At 62.9% G+C, this 15,834-nt stretch carries 19 protein-coding genes and 1 riboswitch; of the genes, 10 read left to right on the forward strand and 9 right to left on the reverse strand.

Translation table 11 applies throughout. The features are described from left to right. Window positions 1-59: 59 nt before the first annotated feature. Window positions 60-1,337 (forward strand): acetyl-CoA C-acetyltransferase, encoded by a 1,278-nt coding sequence (locus ACZZZU_RS17525; protein ID WP_463551321.1) that lies wholly within the window; start codon window positions 60-62, stop codon window positions 1,335-1,337. 172 nt (window positions 1,338-1,509) lie between these two features. Here ACZZZU_RS17525 and ACZZZU_RS17530 read toward each other — a convergent pair whose 3' ends face one another. From ACZZZU_RS17530 to ACZZZU_RS17550, 5 genes are all read right to left on the reverse strand, one after another. Further along, window positions 1,510-2,193 (reverse strand): OmpW/AlkL family protein, encoded by a 684-nt coding sequence (locus tag ACZZZU_RS17530; RefSeq protein WP_463551322.1) that lies wholly within the window; start codon window positions 2,191-2,193, stop codon window positions 1,510-1,512. A gap of 126 nt (window positions 2,194-2,319) precedes the next feature. Beyond that, complete coding sequence (locus ACZZZU_RS17535) at window positions 2,320-2,850, reverse strand: DUF3299 domain-containing protein (RefSeq protein ID WP_463381611.1); 531 nt, start codon at window positions 2,848-2,850, stop codon at window positions 2,320-2,322. Between the two features lie 33 nt (window positions 2,851-2,883). Next, window positions 2,884-4,149: an ABC transporter permease gene (locus ACZZZU_RS17540; protein ID WP_463551323.1), complete on the reverse strand. Its 1,266-nt coding sequence runs from the start codon at window positions 4,147-4,149 to the stop codon at window positions 2,884-2,886. Window position 4,150: 1 nt separating this feature from the next. Then, complete coding sequence (locus ACZZZU_RS17545) at window positions 4,151-4,861, reverse strand: ABC transporter ATP-binding protein (protein ID WP_463551324.1); 711 nt, start codon at window positions 4,859-4,861, stop codon at window positions 4,151-4,153. Window positions 4,862-4,960: 99 nt separating this feature from the next. Further along, window positions 4,961-5,602, reverse strand: coding sequence for a DUF2796 domain-containing protein (locus ACZZZU_RS17550; RefSeq protein ID WP_463551325.1), 642 nt, complete (start codon window positions 5,600-5,602; stop codon window positions 4,961-4,963). 129 nt (window positions 5,603-5,731) lie between these two features. On the opposite strand from ACZZZU_RS17550, the gene ACZZZU_RS17555 reads away from it, so the two are divergent. After that, window positions 5,732-6,082 carry a hypothetical protein gene (locus tag ACZZZU_RS17555; protein WP_463551326.1) on the forward strand — a complete coding sequence of 117 codons (351 nt, stop codon included), beginning with the start codon at window positions 5,732-5,734 and terminating at the stop codon, window positions 6,080-6,082. A 10-nt stretch (window positions 6,083-6,092) separates the two neighbouring features. On the opposite strand, the gene trxA is transcribed toward ACZZZU_RS17555, so the two are convergent. Together trxA and ACZZZU_RS17565 are read right to left on the reverse strand one after the other, a co-directional pair. Beyond that, window positions 6,093-6,965 (reverse strand): thioredoxin, encoded by an 873-nt coding sequence (gene trxA / locus ACZZZU_RS17560; RefSeq protein WP_463551327.1) that lies wholly within the window; start codon window positions 6,963-6,965, stop codon window positions 6,093-6,095. A 126-nt stretch (window positions 6,966-7,091) separates the two neighbouring features. Next, on the reverse strand, window positions 7,092-8,108 hold the full coding sequence (locus ACZZZU_RS17565) for an XdhC family protein (protein WP_463551328.1): 1,017 nt from the start codon (window positions 8,106-8,108) through the stop codon (window positions 7,092-7,094). 134 nt (window positions 8,109-8,242) lie between these two features. Between ACZZZU_RS17565 and ACZZZU_RS17570 the strand changes: the two genes are divergently transcribed. Both ACZZZU_RS17570 and ACZZZU_RS17575 read left to right on the forward strand, forming a co-directional pair. Beyond that, the gene (locus tag ACZZZU_RS17570; protein WP_463381618.1) at window positions 8,243-8,824 is read left to right on the forward strand and encodes a nucleotidyltransferase family protein; all 582 of its coding nucleotides are present in this window, start codon (window positions 8,243-8,245) and stop codon (window positions 8,822-8,824) included. A gap of 94 nt (window positions 8,825-8,918) precedes the next feature. After that, the gene (locus ACZZZU_RS17575; protein ID WP_463381619.1) at window positions 8,919-9,701 is read left to right on the forward strand and encodes a hypothetical protein; all 783 of its coding nucleotides are present in this window, start codon (window positions 8,919-8,921) and stop codon (window positions 9,699-9,701) included. Here the strand turns inward: ACZZZU_RS17575 and ACZZZU_RS17580 are convergent. After that, window positions 9,698-10,351: a class I SAM-dependent methyltransferase gene (locus ACZZZU_RS17580; RefSeq protein ID WP_463551329.1), complete on the reverse strand. Its 654-nt coding sequence runs from the start codon at window positions 10,349-10,351 to the stop codon at window positions 9,698-9,700. The genes ACZZZU_RS17575 and ACZZZU_RS17580 overlap by 4 nt on opposite strands. Next, window positions 10,348-10,794, reverse strand: a complete 447-nt coding sequence (locus ACZZZU_RS17585; RefSeq protein ID WP_463381621.1) for a YbaY family lipoprotein — start codon at window positions 10,792-10,794, stop codon at window positions 10,348-10,350. The genes ACZZZU_RS17580 and ACZZZU_RS17585 overlap by 4 nt, the downstream gene beginning before the upstream one ends. A gap of 124 nt (window positions 10,795-10,918) precedes the next feature. On the opposite strand from ACZZZU_RS17585, the gene nrdR reads away from it, so the two are divergent. The 6 genes from nrdR (at window position 10,919) to nusB (ending at window position 15,834) form a co-directional block, all read left to right on the forward strand. Further along, window positions 10,919-11,383 (forward strand): transcriptional regulator NrdR, encoded by a 465-nt coding sequence (nrdR, locus tag ACZZZU_RS17590; RefSeq protein ID WP_162998791.1) that lies wholly within the window; start codon window positions 10,919-10,921, stop codon window positions 11,381-11,383. Beyond that, window positions 11,384-12,517, forward strand: a complete 1,134-nt coding sequence (gene ribD / locus ACZZZU_RS17595) for a bifunctional diaminohydroxyphosphoribosylaminopyrimidine deaminase/5-amino-6-(5-phosphoribosylamino)uracil reductase RibD (protein WP_463551330.1) — start codon at window positions 11,384-11,386, stop codon at window positions 12,515-12,517. 88 nt (window positions 12,518-12,605) lie between these two features. Beyond that, window positions 12,606-12,767, forward strand: a riboswitch (FMN riboswitch). Between the two features lie 139 nt (window positions 12,768-12,906). Further along, window positions 12,907-13,578 (forward strand): riboflavin synthase, encoded by a 672-nt coding sequence (locus tag ACZZZU_RS17600; protein WP_122493442.1) that lies wholly within the window; start codon window positions 12,907-12,909, stop codon window positions 13,576-13,578. A gap of 21 nt (window positions 13,579-13,599) precedes the next feature. Beyond that, entirely contained in the window at window positions 13,600-14,691 is a 1,092-nt protein-coding gene (gene ribBA, locus ACZZZU_RS17605) for a bifunctional 3,4-dihydroxy-2-butanone-4-phosphate synthase/GTP cyclohydrolase II (protein ID WP_122453958.1), read from the forward strand. A 172-nt stretch (window positions 14,692-14,863) separates the two neighbouring features. Beyond that, a complete protein-coding gene (gene ribH, locus ACZZZU_RS17610) occupies window positions 14,864-15,340 on the forward strand; it encodes a 6,7-dimethyl-8-ribityllumazine synthase (RefSeq protein ID WP_110617310.1) in 477 nt (158 codons plus the stop codon). Beyond that, complete coding sequence (gene nusB / locus ACZZZU_RS17615) at window positions 15,337-15,834, forward strand: transcription antitermination factor NusB (RefSeq protein ID WP_463551331.1); 498 nt, start codon at window positions 15,337-15,339, stop codon at window positions 15,832-15,834. The genes ribH and nusB overlap by 4 nt, the downstream gene beginning before the upstream one ends.

Genomic DNA, 15,834 nt, shown 5'->3' on the forward strand with positions numbered 1-15,834 from the left:
CGTCCGGGCAAGCTAGTCTTGGCGTAGCTTGTGACCAGGTTTTTCTCAAGGAGTCTCACATGACCCAGCTGCGCCGGGTCGCCATTGTCGGCGGCAACCGTATTCCCTTCGCCCGTTCCAACACCGTGTACGCCACCACCAGTAACCAGGAAATGCTCACCGCTGCCCTGGAAGGTTTGATCGAGCGTTACAAACTGCACGGCGAGATCATCGGTGAGGTGGTGGCTGGCGCGGTGCTCAAGCATTCGCGCGACTTCAACCTGACCCGCGAGTGCGTGCTGGGCTCGCGCCTGGCGCCTGAAACCCCGGCCTATGACATTCAGCAAGCCTGCGGCACCGGACTGGAAGCGGCGATTCTGGTGGCCAACAAAATCGCCCTGGGACAAATCGACAGCGCCATTGCCGGTGGCGTGGACACCACCTCCGATGCGCCGATTGGCGTGAACGAAGGCCTGCGCAAAATTCTGCTACAAGCCAACCGCGCCAAGAGCACGGGAGACAAAGTCAAAGCGCTGCTGCAGATTCGCCCGCATCACCTGGCGCCGCATATTCCACGCAATGGTGAGCCGCGCACTGGGCTGTCGATGGGCGAACATTGCGAACTGATGGCGCAAACCTGGTCGATTCCACGCGACGAACAAGACCAGCTCGCCGTCGCCAGTCACCAGAAGCTGGCTGCCGCGTACGCCGAAGGCTGGCAAGACGATTTGCTTACGCCGTACCTGGGCCTGACCCGCGACCAGAACCTGCGCGCCGACATCAGTCTGGAAAAACTCTCGACCCTGAAACCGGTATTCGAGAAAGGCCCGCGCGGCACCCTGACCGCCGCCAACTCGACGCCGCTCACCGACGGCGCCTCGGTGGTGCTGCTGGCCAGCGAGGAGTGGGCCAAGGCGCGAGGGTTGCCGATTCTTGCCTACTTCCGTGATGGCGAAGCGGCGGCGGTGGATTTCGTCGACGGCAAAGAAGGGCTGCTGATGGCGCCGGTGTACGCCGTGCCACGCCTACTCAAACGCAACGGCCTGACCTTGCAGGACTTCGATTACTACGAAATTCACGAAGCGTTCGCCGCTCAAGTGCTGTGCACGCTCAAAGCCTGGGAAGACGCCGACTACTGCAAAACCCGCCTCGGCCTGGACGCGCCGTTGGGCTCGATTGATCGCAGCAAAATGAATGTGAAGGGCAGCTCGTTGGCGGCAGGGCATCCGTTCGCGGCCACTGGCGGGCGCATCGTCGCTAACCTGGCGAAGCTGCTTTCGGTGGCTGAAAGCGGGCGCGGCTTGATTTCAATTTGTGCCGCTGGCGGGCAGGGTGTGACTGCAATCATCGAGAAGTGATCTAACCCCTGCTCGCGCAATTCAGCGCGTGGGCAGGATGTAGCAACTCCGTGATTCTCTTCCCCGTAAGAGCAGCGGCATCGCCTTGGCGGTGCCGCTTTTTTTTGCCCGCCGCTAAATGACGGACATGAAAAAGGCGCCTGTCGAGGCGCCTTTTTTCGTGTTGCGGTGGTCAGAACTTGTAGCCGAGACCCACCATGTAAACCCATGGATCGACGTCTACATCAACCTTCACTTTGTCGCCGGCCAGGTGGGTGGTGCCGGTGGTGTCGATGTCGATGTAGCGCACTTGGGCGTTGAGCATGATTTTGTCGGTCAGCATGTAGTCCATACCGACTTGGCCTGCCAGGCCCCACGAATCTTTCATGTCCAGACCACTGAAGCCTTTGCTTTCGGCTTCGCTGCTGAGTTTGTCGTCGAAAAACCAGGTGTAGTTGATGCCGGCGCCAACGTAAGGCTGGAACGCAGACTTGCTCTCCATCGGGTAGTACACAAGGCTCAAGGTGGGCGGCAGATGTTTCAGGCTGCCGAGTTTGCCGTTCAGGCCTGCGAAGGCGCCGGGCATGCCTTTAACTCCGACGTCGTGGCTGAAGGGGGTAGCTGCGAGCAATTCGATGCCGAGCTGAGGGGTAACCATGTAGGCGAAGTTCAGGCCCAGCTGCGTGTTGCTATCGAGGGTGGCCTTGCTGCCGTCGACCTTGCCGAGCACTGAGTGATCGATACGGCCGCTGTTTTCGTGCGGGTCAACGGTAATGGCGCCAGCGCGCAGAATGATGTCGCCGGCCTCGTAGGCATGAGCTACCGGGGAGATCAGCGCGACCGCCAGCAAAGAGGCGGCGAACAGGGCCTTGGACATGGGGAGTACTCCTTCGTGACTAACGTTTGAATGGCGTCAGTATCAAAGGATGCGTAGCTGGCTATCTTGATTTGGGACAATGAATTGATGCACGCCTTGTCGGGTGCGTTTTGAGACGAGGCCTACTCAGCTATCGGGTGTTTCATACGGATAGATTTTGCTCGCGTCCATCTGGTAGCCCGCGTCGGCCAGCTCGCTGGTGCTGTTCTTCACTTGCAAGGGGCCTTCGACCCAGAACGGCTGATACAGCGCGTCCATCAGCACGCCCAGCTCGCTGGTCACGTGCACGATCTGGTTGGAAGGCGGTGGCGGCACATGGATGCAGGCGCCGAAATAGGGCACCAGCAGAAACTCGGTCACGCGGCCTTCTTCGCTGACTTCCAGGGGCACGATATAGCCCGGCAATTTCACCTGCTGGCCATCCAGCGCTGGCACCACCGGCGCGGCGGGCGATTGCTGTTTGGCCGCCGGTGCCTGCTCGGCGGCCAGTGCATCGGCGAGCTGAGACAAATCGTGCATGGGCGCGGCCGGCTGGGTGGCAACCGGGGCGTCGGGCGGCACCATTTCCGACCAAGTGAGTTCGCGCACATCGGCGGCCCAGGCGCTGAGCGTGAGCAGCGGCGCCAGCAGCAGGGCGGTGAAGAACGGGCGCAACATGGTCGGAATCCTTAAACGGTTACAACGGTTGATCTACACGCGGATGGACAGGCCATCTGCCAGCGATTGTCGGTACGCACGCCAGGCTGGAATCGCGCCCATCAGCAGCGCGGCGCCGAGAATGCCACCCAGCAGCGTCCATTCATAAGCACTCGGCAGGGCCAGTGGCAGAAAGATGCCGTAGTTGGCCTGCACGTAGCCTTGCGCAGCGCCGATGCCAACGTACAGCAACAGCGTGCCGAGCACGACGCCGGAGCATGCCAGAGCGAAGGCTTCGAGCACCAGCAAACTGGCGATATGCCAAGGCCGCGCGCCCACTGAGCGGAGAATTGCCATCTCGCGGCGACGCTCGTTCAGGCTCGTGAGAATGGCCGTGAGCATGCCGATCAGGCCGGTAATCACCACGAACAGCGACACCACAAATAACGCTTTTTCAGCCGTGCCCATCAAGCTCCACAACTCTTGGAGCGCCACGCCCGGCAGGATCGCCAGCAGTGGCTCGCCGCGAAATTCATTGATTTCACGCTGCACGCTGAACGTGGCGATTTTGTTGTTCAGGCCGAGCATAAACGCCGTAATCGCTTGCGGTGTGAGGTCCATGTTGCGCGCCTGGTCGGCGCTGATGCGTCCCGCACCGCGCGCCGGCACGCCGTTTTTCCAGTCGATGTGCAGCGCTTCCATACCGCCGAGGCTGATGTGCAAGGTACGGTCTACCGGCGTGCCGGTGCGCTGCAAAATGCCGACGACGGTGAACGGTTTGTCGTCGTGTTTGACCAGGCTGATGCTGGCCACGCCATGGGCCAGCACGATTTTTTCGCCCAGTTTGTACTTCAGCGCCTCGGCTACTTCGGCGCCGAGCACCACTTCGAACGGGTCGGTGTCGAACGCACGGCCGCTGGCCAGCTGCAGCGCCTGGCCGCGGCCATAGTGGTAATGCTCAAAGTACGCGCCGGTGGTCCCCATCACGCGGTAGCCACGGTGCGAGTCGCCGAGCGACATGGGGATGGCCCACTTCACCTGTTTGCTGTTGGCGAAGTGTTCGAAGCTGTCCCAGCGAATATTGTTGGTGGCGTTGCCGATGCGAAACACCGAATACAGCAGCAAGTTGATCGAGCCGGAGCGCGCGCCCACGACCAGGTCGGTGCCGCTGATGGTGCTGGCGAAACTGGCGCGCGCTTCGGTGCGCACGCGCTCAACGGCCAGCAGCAAGCACACCGACAGGGCGATGGCGAATACGGTGAGCAGGGCGGTAAAGCGGCGGTTGGCCAGGCTGGCCATGGCGAGGCGGAACAAATACATCTCAAACCTCCGCAGCGGGCGAGGCCGCGCGATTGAGTTCAGCCAGGGACAAGTGGCGGTCAAACAACGGCGCCAGGCTTTGATCGTGGCTAACAAAAAGCAGGCTGGAACCGGCTGCGCGGCATTCGGCGAACAGCAACTGCAAGAACGCCTCGCGGGCATCGGCATCCAGTGCGGAGGTGGGTTCGTCGGCGATCACCAGTTCGGGCTGGCCGATCAACGCACGCGCCGCCGCCACTCGCTGTTGTTGGCCGATGGACAGCGAATCGGCGCGGCGTTCAAGCAAGTCGTCCTTCAACCCCAAATGTGCCAACAGCGCGCAGGCGGCCTGGTGCACGCTGCCGTGGCGCTGCTTGGCACGCTGGGTACGCTGCTTGGAAAAATGGCACGGCAATTCGACGTTTTCACGCACCGAGAGAAACGGCAGCAGGTTGAATTGCTGAAAGATGTAGCCGGTGTGGTCGACGCGGAAATGATCGCGGGCGCCGGCCGACAGTTCGGTCAGCTCCTGCCCCAATAATGTGATGCTGCCGCGACTGGGTTTCTGCACACCGCCGAGCAAACCCAGCAGCGTGGTTTTGCCGCTGCCGCTCGGGCCTTTGAGAAACAAGGTTTCACCGGGTGCGAGGTGAAAGGCAGGAATATCGAGTAATTCTGCTTGGCCAGGCCAGGCGAAACCGAGGTCACGAAGGAGCAGAAGAGGCGCTGTCATGGGCGGGCATCTTTAAGGGACGTGGGGCGAAATCGAAGCCGCCCGTCCCCATTTGCATGGGAGCGGGCGGCTAGCGCTGGCTGTTAGAGCGCGGCCGAATCAGAAGTTCAGGCGTGGGCTTTTTTCGCTGAGTTCCGCGCCTTGCTGGCCGTTCGGGCCGATCAATTGTGCTTGAACCTGATGCAGCGAGGGGAAGCGTTTGAACAGCGGCGCAAGGTCGAGGCTGGTCAGGGCTTGCGGGGCGGCGCAGTTCAGTTGATAGCTGGCGTGGATCTCGCTGTGGTGATGTTCGTGCTCATGTTCCTCGCCATCACCGGCGGCATGCTCGTCGTGGTCGTGGTCGTGGTCGTGGTCGTGGTCGTGGTCGTGGTCTTCGTCATCGGCGTCTGGCTTGTCGCCGAATAGCGGGCTGTGCAGCTTCACGGAGGTCACGCTGCACTTTGCCGCAGCCGGCAGGCCGAACAGGCTCAGGGGTTTTTCCAGATCCGCCCGCGCGGCGGCGACGGTGGCTTGGTCCACTGCCACTTTGGCAACGTGCTCGAACCCCACGAGGTTCATCGACGGGTTTTCCAGCTCCAACTCCAGCGTGTTGCCATCCAGCGCCGCGTTCAAACGGCCGACACCGTGTTCGTGGGTGCCGAGGCTGGCGTGCTCTTCAACATGGTCATCATGACTGTCAGCGGCTTGAGCGATAGCCAGCGGCAACAGGGCAAACGGCAGAGCGAGCAGCAAACGGCGCATGAAGGGAAACTCCGGCAAAACGGCTGAATTGAGATGTTATGTTATAACTCAAATTGCCGCTTGCCTAGCCTGCTTGGAGAACGACTTCACCCGTGGGAGCATGGCCGCACTTTTGTCGGAGGGCTTGGAATGGTGCGTATCAAAGGAACAATCGGCGCTTGGCCGGTCGATCTGACCCTGGAGCTGGATCCGCAAGACTGGGCGCAACTCGCGGCCCATTTGCCCGCTCAACCCGTGGCCGAGCAAGCCAAACCCGCCGCGACGGCGGCGGCCCACTCGCCAGACGACAAACAATGGTTAGTGGTGCAGGAGCTGGTGCGCAGTGCCGGCAGTATCGATGGACCCACGTTGCTGGGCGAGTTGCAGGCGTTAACCGGCAATGCCAGCGCCGCCAAGCGTTTGCTGGTGCGCTTGCGGCATTCGGCGCTGGTAGCGGTGGAAGCCGGCGCAGACGCGCCGGTGTATCGCTGGGTGGGCTAAGGCGCGACGGTTAATACAGCGCTTGATACAGCTTGCGGCGGAACAGCGTGACCAACGGATTGTCGTTGCCGAGCAAGTCGAACACCTGCAACAACGTCTTGTGCGGCACGCCATCGCCATAGTTGCGATTACGCACGAACAGCTTCATCAGCGCGTCGAGCGCCGGCTCGTATTGCTGGCGCGCCAGTTGCTGAATCGCCAGTTGATAGATCGCCTCATCATCTTCGGCGTTCTGTGCCAAGCGCGCTTTTAGCGCGGCGGCGTCTGGCAGGTCGGCGGCTTGGCGCAAGAACGTCAGCTGCGCACGAGCGCTGGCGAGGTCTTGCTTGTGGCTGTCGCCCTTCACCGCATCCAGCACGCTTTGCGCTTCGTCCAACTCACCGCGCTCCGCCAGGCAGCGGGCATACAGAATCAGCGCGGCTGGCTTTTCGCTGTCAGCGGCAAGAATTTCGCGCAGCAGATTTTCCGCATCGCCAATGCGCCCTTCGGCGAACAGCGCTTGTGCTGTTTCAAACGGGTCAGCGGCCAGCGGCGCCGGCTCGGCCACGTGGGGCTGGAGAATGGCGCGAATCGCCGATTCCGGCTGCGCACCCTGAAAGCCATCAACCGGCTGACCATTCTTGAACAGCACCACCGTCGGCAGGCTGCGAATGCCGAAGCGGGCGACCACGTCGGGCTCCAGGTCGCAGTTCACCTTGGCCAGCAGCAGCTCGCCGCGATAGCCCTCGGCAATCTGCGCCAGCATTGGCATCAAGGCTTTGCACGGCGCGCACCACTCGGCCCAGAAGTCCACCAACACCGGCTTGTGGAACGAATTCTGGATCACCAGCTGGTCGAAGTTGGCCGTGCTGACGTCGAAAATATAGGGCGTGTCCTGGCTCATGCTTAGTCTCGAAACGCGAAAATGGGTAATGCCGGAATCGCTTCCAGCACCGGGCGTCAACTATAGGTGGGGACGCCCCTCGCTGAAAACCAGGGGCGGTCAGGTCGATTCGTAGCAGTCAGCGCGTCAGGCGTTCACCGCCTCACGCCCAAGCTCGCGCGGCGTCAGGCTGGCGGCCAGTTGAGCGGCCGTCACGCCGTTGGCTACGCGCAGAATGTCGGCCATGACAGCCAGGGCGATTTCCGCAGGCGTCTTGCTGCCCAGGTGCAGACCAATAGGCGCATGCACCCGTTGCAGCGCCGGGTCGGTCAGGCCGCCCACGCGCGCCAGCCGCTCGCGCCGCTTGCCACTGGTGCGCTGTGAGCCCATGGCGCCGATATAAAACGCCTCGGTGCGCACCGCTTCCATGAGCGTAAGGTCGTCCAGACGCGGGTCGTGCGTGAGGGCCACCACCGCCGTCGCGCGGTGGCAGCCGCCGTTGGCGATGTACAGCGCGGGCAGCATCTCCACCACTTCAACGCCTGGCAGCGACACACCTTCCAACACCTCGGCACGCGGCTCGCACAGCACTACTTCAAAGCCCAACGCCAGGGCAAAACTGGCGCAGTACTCCGCCACCGGCGACCAACCCGCCAGCAGCAAACGCTGCACCGCACCCACTCGGATATGCACCTGAACCCCGAGTTGTTGCACCCGTGGCTGGCCCATGTTGCCCGAGGCCAAATAGCGCTGCTGGCCGCCCAGCGTGACCACTCGGGTGAGCAGTTCGCCGCCCTCCAACGCGCCTTCCAGCGCCGCCAGGTGCTCATCGGCCTGGGCATCGGCGGGCAGGTGTTCGAGCAGAATATCCAGCACGCCGCCGCAGGGCAGGGCGCGTGTCGGCGCCAGGCCGCCGTCGCCATAGCGCACCACTTGGTTCACTGCATCGAAGCCGCCCGCGCACAATCGCGCGAGAAAGTCTTCCTCTACGCAGCCGCCGGAAAGCGAGCCTTTGAGCTCGCCGGAACTCAGCGCGACCAACATCGCGCCGGGCCCACGTGGCGCCGAGCCAAAGGTATTTAGCACCGTGCATAACCACACGCCGCGCCCTTGGGCTAACCACGCGCGCGCCTGGCGGCATACCTGAATGTCCAGCGATTGCATGCTCGCGCCCTTGAAAGTGCTCTCGAAGTTATGAGCGGTGTGGGGCGGATCCGTTCGATCTAAAGCTCGCCGCCAGCGGCCAACCAACGCGCGCTGCGATATGCTCGGCGCGTCCCAATCGTGGTGTCCCTTGCATGAAACCGTCGAACGTTGTCGGGCTGATGCTCGCCGCCGGCCAGTCGAAACGCTTCGGCGCCGACAAGCGCCAGGCCGTGTTGCCCTCCGGGCAGCCGCTATTAGCCGCCAGCGTTGATGCCGCTGCTGAGCACCTGAGCGAGCTGTGGCTGGTGCTGCGCGGTGATGACGACGTGTCGCGGTTTCAACTGCCGACGGCTATCAGGACCGTATTCAGCGCATCGGCGGCCAGCGGCATGGGCCACAGCCTGGCCGACGGCGTCGCGGCCTTGATGCAAACCAGCGATGCCGATGCCGTCGCCATTCTGCTGGGCGACATGCCATGGATTCAGCCCGGCACGTTCCGTCACCTGCTGGCGCAGGCCGATCCGCAACGGATCATCGTGCCGACGTTTAACGGGGAGCCCGGCCACCCGGTTATTTTCGGTCGCACCTTCTGGTCACAGCTCTTGCAGCTAACGGGCGACAACGGTGCGAAAGTCGTGGTGCAGGCCAATGCTCAAGCGTTGCGTCGGGTTGCCGTGGACGATGCCGGCATCCTGCGCGATGTCGATACGCCGCACGCCTTGATGGCGCTTTAACACGTTCTTCACATTCGTGTTCTTAGACTGCGCGTCATCTGCGCAGACGCTCGGTTTCTCCGGCATCCAGGCGCCCTGTTTTGGACCTTCCGGCATGATTGCCACGACACCTCGCGTTTTCAATTTTGTTGGCCTGGGAAAGGCAGCGGTGCTACTGGCGGCGTGTGTCGTCGTGGCAGGCGCGCTTTACGCCGATGCCGTCGGGCTGTTTTGGCGCAACTACGCCATTGGTGATGGCGGGCTCGCTGGCGTGCTTGCGGTGGTGTTGGGCCTCGCCGCCTGGCGGGCGTCGCGAACCTCTGCGGCGCTGGCCATGGCGGTCGGGCTTGCGCTCGCGCTGGATGCGCTGGCGCTGCTGGGTTTTTTTGCGTTGTTCGAAGTGAATGCGGGCCCGTCCGCGTTTGCCGTCGCGCTCGCCGTGGTCGGCGGTTCCTGGTGGGCCAAGCAACGCCTGTTCGCGCTGATCGTAGTGGCGTTGGACGGCCGCCAGCCAGACAGCCCGCTGTCGTTGTCGCGCCTGGCTAATTGCAGCGCTGTCGAGCTGCTGCAGCGTTGGCGCTACGGCGCGTTAGCGGCGCTATTGGTCGCCGGCACGCTGGGAGCGGGGCCGCTTTCTGCTACCGAAGCCGGCGCCTTGGTTGCGGGCTTGCTCACCGCTACGGTTTCCACCTTGTGTATCGCCCCCGCCATCTGGCTCACGCTGCAACAACGGCACATGCCCACCGTGGTGCCAACCCGTTACCGCGCCGCGCTCAACAGCACACCGTTTCTGGCGGCGCTGCTGGTGCTACTGATGCTCGGCGTGAGCGGTTGGTTGTGGCTGCCGGCGTACGGGGCGAACAGCTTGGTACCGCAATTCGCCAGCCACGGCCGCTAACGGGCAGCGTGGTAAAGGCTGACGTAGCGAAACTCTTCCGGCTCGGCCAGATCCGGCCAGGTGCAGGCTTCGAGAATATCCAGGCGCCGGTACAGCGGGTGATTGAAGTCGCGCACGCGTGAGTCGGCAACCAACGCTTCGCGGCCGCGACTCAGAAAGTGGTCAAGCAAGGGCAGGTTGGCGCGGTCGTACAGCACGTCGGCGACGATGATCAAATCGAAGCGGTCCCGCTCGGCAAAGAAGTCTTCCGAATACGTCAGCGACACGCCGTTGAGTTCAGCATTGGCACGGCACGCGGCCAGGGCCACCGGATCGAGATCGCACGCCACCACCTCCACCGCGCCAGCCTTGGCCGCCGCGATGGCGGCAACGCCCGAGCCGGCTCCGAAATCCAACACCCGTTTACCGGCGACCCACTCGGGGTGGTCGGCGAAAAAGCGCGCCAGTACCAGGCCGCTGGCCCAGCAAAAGCACCAGTAGGGCGGGTCTTCGAGAATGCGCCGGGTTTCTTCGGGGGTGAAGGCGCGGTCCATGTTGTTGGCGTCAATCAGCCATAAACGCAGGTCGGTGCCGGGCAAGGTTTCGGCCACCAACTGCGCATCGCCAAGCAATTCGCTCAACGCTGCTTGCAGGTCAAGCGGTGGCGTCATGGTGCGGTTTCGAAACGCAGATTGCCGACTTGTTGGGTGCTGGGCGAGGTAATGCGCAGCGGATTCAGGCGCAGGATCAACTGCGCCGACTGGGTCACGCGGCCATGCAGTTCAACGCGCGCATCGGCCGGGAAGGAGTCGGGGTTGAACGGCAGGTGGAACGGCAGCAAGCGGCCGGTGCCCTGCACGCTGATATTGCCCAAAAGCTGTTGCGGGCGGTCGCGTTCGTCGATCACCAGCAACGCCAGTTCAACGTTGGCGCCAGCGGGAACGTCCACCAGATTGCCGGTCAGCTCGCGCAGGTTGGCGGGCAGCGGCGCAGGCTCCGGCGCCGGCGCTGCGGCGGGTTTGCTGGCGACGGGCGCAACGACGGGCGTCGGGGTTTCGCTGGCGCAGGCGGCGAGCAGCGAGAAGGCACAAAGCAGAACGAATGGGCGAAACATAGAGAATTCCATCAGCCGTGGCGCGAATGTGAGGCGGGCGCTTGTATACCGCAAAGTAGCCGGGTTGTCTTGCCAGTGGGATGCGCTACCATGGCCCCTCCTTCATTTTGTTGCCATTTATTTTATGCACTGTCCCTTCTGCGGCGCCAACGACACCAAGGTTATCGATTCGCGATTGGTCGCCGAGGGCGAACAGGTTCGCCGCCGCCGGGAATGCCTGGCCTGCGAAGAGCGTTTCACCACCTTTGAAACCGCCGAACTGGTGATGCCGCGCCTGATTAAGCAAGACGGCAGCCGCCAACCATTCGATGAAGAAAAGTTACGCGCCGGCATGCAACGCGCGCTGGAAAAACGCCCGGTCAGCATCGAGCGACTCGAAGCCGCCATCGCCCACATCAAGCACAAGATGCGCGCCACGGGTGAGCGCGAAATCAAGTCGCGGGTGCTGGGGGAGCTGGTGATGACCGAGCTGCAAAAGCTTGATGAAGTCGCCTATATCCGCTTCGCTTCCGTTTACCGCCGCTTCCAGGATCTCAACGAATTCCGCGAGGAAATCGACCGCCTCTCCCGCGAACCGGCGCAAGACTGAATGCCGACTTCCGAACAGGCCGCGGCTGACCCGCAATTCATGGCCCGCGCGCTGGAACTGGCGCGCAAAGGCATCTACTCCACCCATCCCAATCCGCGTGTCGGCTGCGTCATCGTCGCCAACGGCAAAATTGTCGGCGAAGGCTGGCATGCCCGCGCCGGTGAGCCCCACGCCGAAGTGCACGCCTTGCGCCAGGCCGGCGCCAAAGCCCAGGGCGCCACGGCCTACGTCACCCTTGAACCGTGCAGCCACCATGGCCGCACGCCGCCGTGTGCCGATGCGTTGGTGAATGCCGGCGTGGGCCGCGTGGTGGCGGCCATGCAAGACCCCAATCCCGAGGTGTCCGGTCGCGGCTTGCTGCGCTTGATGCAAGCCGGCATCACCGTGCACAGCGGCGTGATGGAAGCCGAAGCCCGCGCCTTGAACGCCGGGTTTATCAAACGCATGGAAAAAGGCCTGCCGTTCGTGCGGGTGAAGTTGGCCATGAGTCTGGACGGGCGCACGGCCATGGCTAGCGGCGAAAGCCAGTGGATTACCGGCCCGGCAGCGCGTGCCGCCGTGCAGCGCTTGCGCGCCCAAGCCAGCGTGGTGCTGACCGGCGCTGACACGGTGTTGGCCGACGGCGCGCGGCTCACCGTGCGCCCCGATGAGCTGGGCCTGAACGCTGAACTCACCGCGCTGGCCATGACCCGCCCGCCACTGCGCGTGCTGGTCGACGGCCGCTTGCGCGTTCCGCTGAGCGCGCCGTTCTACCAGGCCGGCGCGGCGTTGGTGGCCACCTGCGCGGCGGCGTCTGCCCGTGATCGTTTCCTGGAAGAAGGCCACACGCTGCTGGCCATCCCCGGCAGCAATGGGCATGTCGACTTGCGCAAGCTGCTCGCCGAGCTGGCAGGCCAGGGCGTTAACGAAGTGTTGGTGGAGGCAGGTCCGCGCCTGGCGGGCGCCTTCGCGCGCTTGGGCCTGGTGGATGAATTCCAGCTGTTCGTGGCCGCCAAATTCCTCGGCTCCAGTGCTCGCCCCTTGCTGGACATGCCGCTGGCACGCATGGCCGAAGCCGCGCCGTTGAAGATTATCGAGATGCGCGCCGTGGGCGACGACTGGCGAATCATCGCCGTGCCGGATAAACCCAGCTGATCGGCTACGCAGCCATCTGAATGCCCCTACATAGATGCAATCAAACGGCGAGTTGTGGTAAAAACGCAGCCCAGCCATGCAGATGGCTGAACGTTCTCAGGGCGGGGTGCGATTCCCCACCGGCGGTAATGGCGCGCAATGCGCTTAGCCCGCGAGCGCTTGCGGCAGCCGACAACGGCAGCGGCAAGGTCAGCAGACTCGGTGTGATTCCGAGGCCGACGGTCATAGTCCGGATAAAGAGAGAACGGGATTGCCTGCCAGGGCCCACGCGTGCGTGCGCCCGTTTGAGACATCCCTTTCGATCCAACACGCCCTGTTTTTTATTAAACAGGAGTTCGATCCATGCTTAATCGTGCTGTTTTTCCGGCACCTCTTTCTGAGGAGGCCGCATGTTCACCGGAATAATCGAAGCCCTCGGCACCATTCGCGCCCTGACCCCCAAAGGCGGCGACGTACGCGTGTACGTGGAAACCGGCAAGCTCGACCTGGCCGACGTCAAGCTCGGCGACAGCATTGCCGTGAACGGCGTATGCCTGACTGCCGTGCAATTGCCGGGCGATGGTTTCTGGGCTGACGTCAGCCGCGAAACCCTGGCCTGCAGCGCCTTCAACGACTTGAAAGCGGGCAGCAAGGTCAACCTGGAAAAAGCCCTGACACCCAGCAGTCGCCTGGGTGGCCACTTGGTTAGCGGCCACGTTGACGGCGTCGGCGAAGTGATCGCCCGCGAAGACAACGCCCGCGCCGTGCAATTTCGCATCCGCGCCCCGCGTGAGCTGGCCAAGTACATCGCCCTGAAAGGCTCGATCACCGTCGACGGCACCAGCCTGACGGTGAACGGCGTCAATGGCGCCGAGTTCGAGCTGACCATCGTGCCGCACACCCTGGGCGAAACCATCATGGCCGACTACCGGCCGGGTCGCCGGGTGAACCTTGAGGTCGATCTGCTGGCGCGTTACCTGGAGCGTTTGCTGCTCGGTGACAAAGCCGCCGAGGCCACTGCGGCAGCGCACGGTTCGTCCGGCCTGACCGAAACTTTCCTGGCCGAACACGGCTACCGCTAATTACGACGTAAGGCACGCCCCATGGCTCTTAACAGCATCGAAGAATTGGTTGCCGATATTCGCGCCGGCAAAATGGTCATCCTCATGGATGACGAAGACCGCGAGAACGAAGGCGACCTGATCATCGCCTCCGAATGCGTCACCGCTGAACACATCAACTTCATGGCCAAGCACGCCCGCGGGCTGATCTGCATGCCCATGAGCCGCGAGCGTTGCGAAACCCTCAAGCTGCCGTTGATGGCGCCGCGCAACGGCTCGGGCTTTGGCACCAAGTTCACCGTCTCCATCGAGGCGGCCACCGGCGTGACCACCGGCATCTCCGCTGCCGACCGCGCCCGCACCGTGCAAGCCGCTGCCGCGAAAGACGCCAAGGCCGACGACATCGTCAGCCCCGGCCACATTTTCCCGCTGATGGCGCAACCGGGCGGTGTGCTAGCCCGCGCTGGCCACACCGAAGCGGCCTGCGACCTGGCGCGCCTGGGCGGCTTCGAGCCGAGCGGAGTGATCTGCGAAATCATGAACGACGACGGCACCATGTCGCGCCGCGCCGAGCTGGAAGCGTTTGCCGAGCTGCATGACATCAAGATCGGCACCATCGCCGACTTGATCCATTACCGCCTGATTCACGAACACACCGTGGAGCGTATTTCCGAGCAATCGCTGGACAGCGAGCTGGGCCACTTCAACCTGGTGACCTACCGCGACTCGGTCGAAGGCGACATTCACATGGCGCTGACCCTCGGCAAAATCTGCCCGGAAGAGCCCACGCTGGTGCGCGTGCACAGCATGGAACCGCTGCGCGACTTGCTGATGGTGAAACAACCGGGCCGCTGGAGCCTGCGCGCCGCCATGACCAAAGTGGCCGAGGCCGGCAGCGGCGTGGTGCTGCTGTTGGGTAACCAGTTGACCGGTTCCGACTTGCTCGCGCACCTGGAGCAACAGTTGGGCGGCGAACAAAAAGCCAGCGCTACCACCTACAGCACCGTGGGCGCCGGCTCGCAGATTCTGCGTGACCTGGGCGTGCGCAAAATGCGCTTGCTGAGTTCACCGGTGAAGTTCAACGCGATATCGGGCTTTGACCTGGAAGTTGTAGAATACCTGCCCTCCGAATAACCCGAGGTACCTGCTGCGCTGGGTCATGCGGCGTTAAAAACGTGTTCGATACCCGTTTTTGCCTTGCCTGACCTTCGCTCGCGACGGTCCTGAATTTTTAAATAGCCGGGGGATTGGGCAAATGCCCACCCAGGCTCTTAACTCTAAATTGCTCTTTCAATACGAGAACGCCATGACCCTGAAGACCATCGAAGGTACTTTCATTGCCCCCAAAGGCAGCTATGCGCTGGTGGTAGGCCGTTTCAACAGCTTCGTGGTCGAAAGCCTGGTGAGCGGTGCCGTAGACGCCCTGGTGCGTCACGGCGTGAGCGAAAGCGACATCACCATCATCCGCGCGCCGGGTGCGTTTGAAATTCCGTTGGTTGCCCAGAAAGTCGCTCAGCGCAGCGAGTACTCGGCCATCATCGCCCTGGGCGCAGTGATTCGTGGCGGCACTCCGCACTTCGAATACGTCGCCGGTGAATGCACCAAGGGCCTGGCCCAGGTGTCCATGGAGTTCGGCGTGCCGGTTGCTTTCGGCGTACTGACCGTCGATTCCATCGAGCAAGCCATCGAACGTTCCGGCACTAAAGCCGGCAACAAAGGCGCTGAAGCGGCCCTTTCCGCCCTGGAAATGGTCAGCCTGCTGGCGCAGTTGGAGGCCAAGTGATTAACGACGAAGACGACAGCTTCAACCCGCCGGCAGAGAAAAGCCCGAACGCGCCCACCGGCAAGATCGCGGCCCGCCGTCAGGCGCGCAGCCTGGCCATGCAGGCGTTGTATCAGTGGCACCTGGCAGGGCAGTCGGTGAATGAAATCGAAGCGCAGTTTCGCGTCGACAACGATTTCACCAGCGTAGACGGCGCCTACTTCCGTGAAATTCTGCACGGCGTGCCGGCGCACAAAACTGAAATTGACGAGGCGTTCGCGCCTTGCCTGGACCGCGCTCAGGACGAGCTCGACCCGGTTGAGCTGGCCATCCTGCGCTTGTCCACGTTTGAAATGCTCAAGCGTATCGACGTGCCGTATCGCGTGGTGATCAACGAAGGTATCGAGCTGGCCAAAGTGTTCGGCGCTACCGACGGACACAAGTTCGTCAACGGTGTGTTGGACAAATTGGCACCGCGTTTACGCGCTGCTGAAGTCAACGCCAACAAGCGTTGA

The organism is Pseudomonas sp. AC136, from assembly GCF_979258585.1.

Coding starts and splice junctions, on each gene's coding strand:
- ACZZZU_RS17525 (WP_463551321.1), top strand. CDS start 60: ATGACCCAGCTGCGCCGGGTCGCCATTGTCGGCGGCAACCGTATTCCC.
- ACZZZU_RS17530 (WP_463551322.1), bottom strand. CDS start 2,193: ATGTCCAAGGCCCTGTTCGCCGCCTCTTTGCTGGCGGTCGCGCTGATC.
- ACZZZU_RS17535 (WP_463381611.1), bottom strand. CDS start 2,850: ATGTTGCGCCCGTTCTTCACCGCCCTGCTGCTGGCGCCGCTGCTCACG.
- ACZZZU_RS17540 (WP_463551323.1), bottom strand. CDS start 4,149: ATGTATTTGTTCCGCCTCGCCATGGCCAGCCTGGCCAACCGCCGCTTT.
- ACZZZU_RS17545 (WP_463551324.1), bottom strand. CDS start 4,861: ATGACAGCGCCTCTTCTGCTCCTTCGTGACCTCGGTTTCGCCTGGCCT.
- ACZZZU_RS17550 (WP_463551325.1), bottom strand. CDS start 5,602: ATGCGCCGTTTGCTGCTCGCTCTGCCGTTTGCCCTGTTGCCGCTGGCT.
- ACZZZU_RS17555 (WP_463551326.1), top strand. CDS start 5,732: ATGGTGCGTATCAAAGGAACAATCGGCGCTTGGCCGGTCGATCTGACC.
- trxA (WP_463551327.1), bottom strand. CDS start 6,965: ATGAGCCAGGACACGCCCTATATTTTCGACGTCAGCACGGCCAACTTC.
- ACZZZU_RS17565 (WP_463551328.1), bottom strand. CDS start 8,108: ATGCAATCGCTGGACATTCAGGTATGCCGCCAGGCGCGCGCGTGGTTA.
- ACZZZU_RS17570 (WP_463381618.1), top strand. CDS start 8,243: ATGAAACCGTCGAACGTTGTCGGGCTGATGCTCGCCGCCGGCCAGTCG.
- ACZZZU_RS17575 (WP_463381619.1), top strand. CDS start 8,919: ATGATTGCCACGACACCTCGCGTTTTCAATTTTGTTGGCCTGGGAAAG.
- ACZZZU_RS17580 (WP_463551329.1), bottom strand. CDS start 10,351: ATGACGCCACCGCTTGACCTGCAAGCAGCGTTGAGCGAATTGCTTGGC.
- ACZZZU_RS17585 (WP_463381621.1), bottom strand. CDS start 10,794: ATGTTTCGCCCATTCGTTCTGCTTTGTGCCTTCTCGCTGCTCGCCGCC.
- nrdR (WP_162998791.1), top strand. CDS start 10,919: ATGCACTGTCCCTTCTGCGGCGCCAACGACACCAAGGTTATCGATTCG.
- ribD (WP_463551330.1), top strand. CDS start 11,384: ATGCCGACTTCCGAACAGGCCGCGGCTGACCCGCAATTCATGGCCCGC.
- ACZZZU_RS17600 (WP_122493442.1), top strand. CDS start 12,907: ATGTTCACCGGAATAATCGAAGCCCTCGGCACCATTCGCGCCCTGACC.
- ribBA (WP_122453958.1), top strand. CDS start 13,600: ATGGCTCTTAACAGCATCGAAGAATTGGTTGCCGATATTCGCGCCGGC.
- ribH (WP_110617310.1), top strand. CDS start 14,864: ATGACCCTGAAGACCATCGAAGGTACTTTCATTGCCCCCAAAGGCAGC.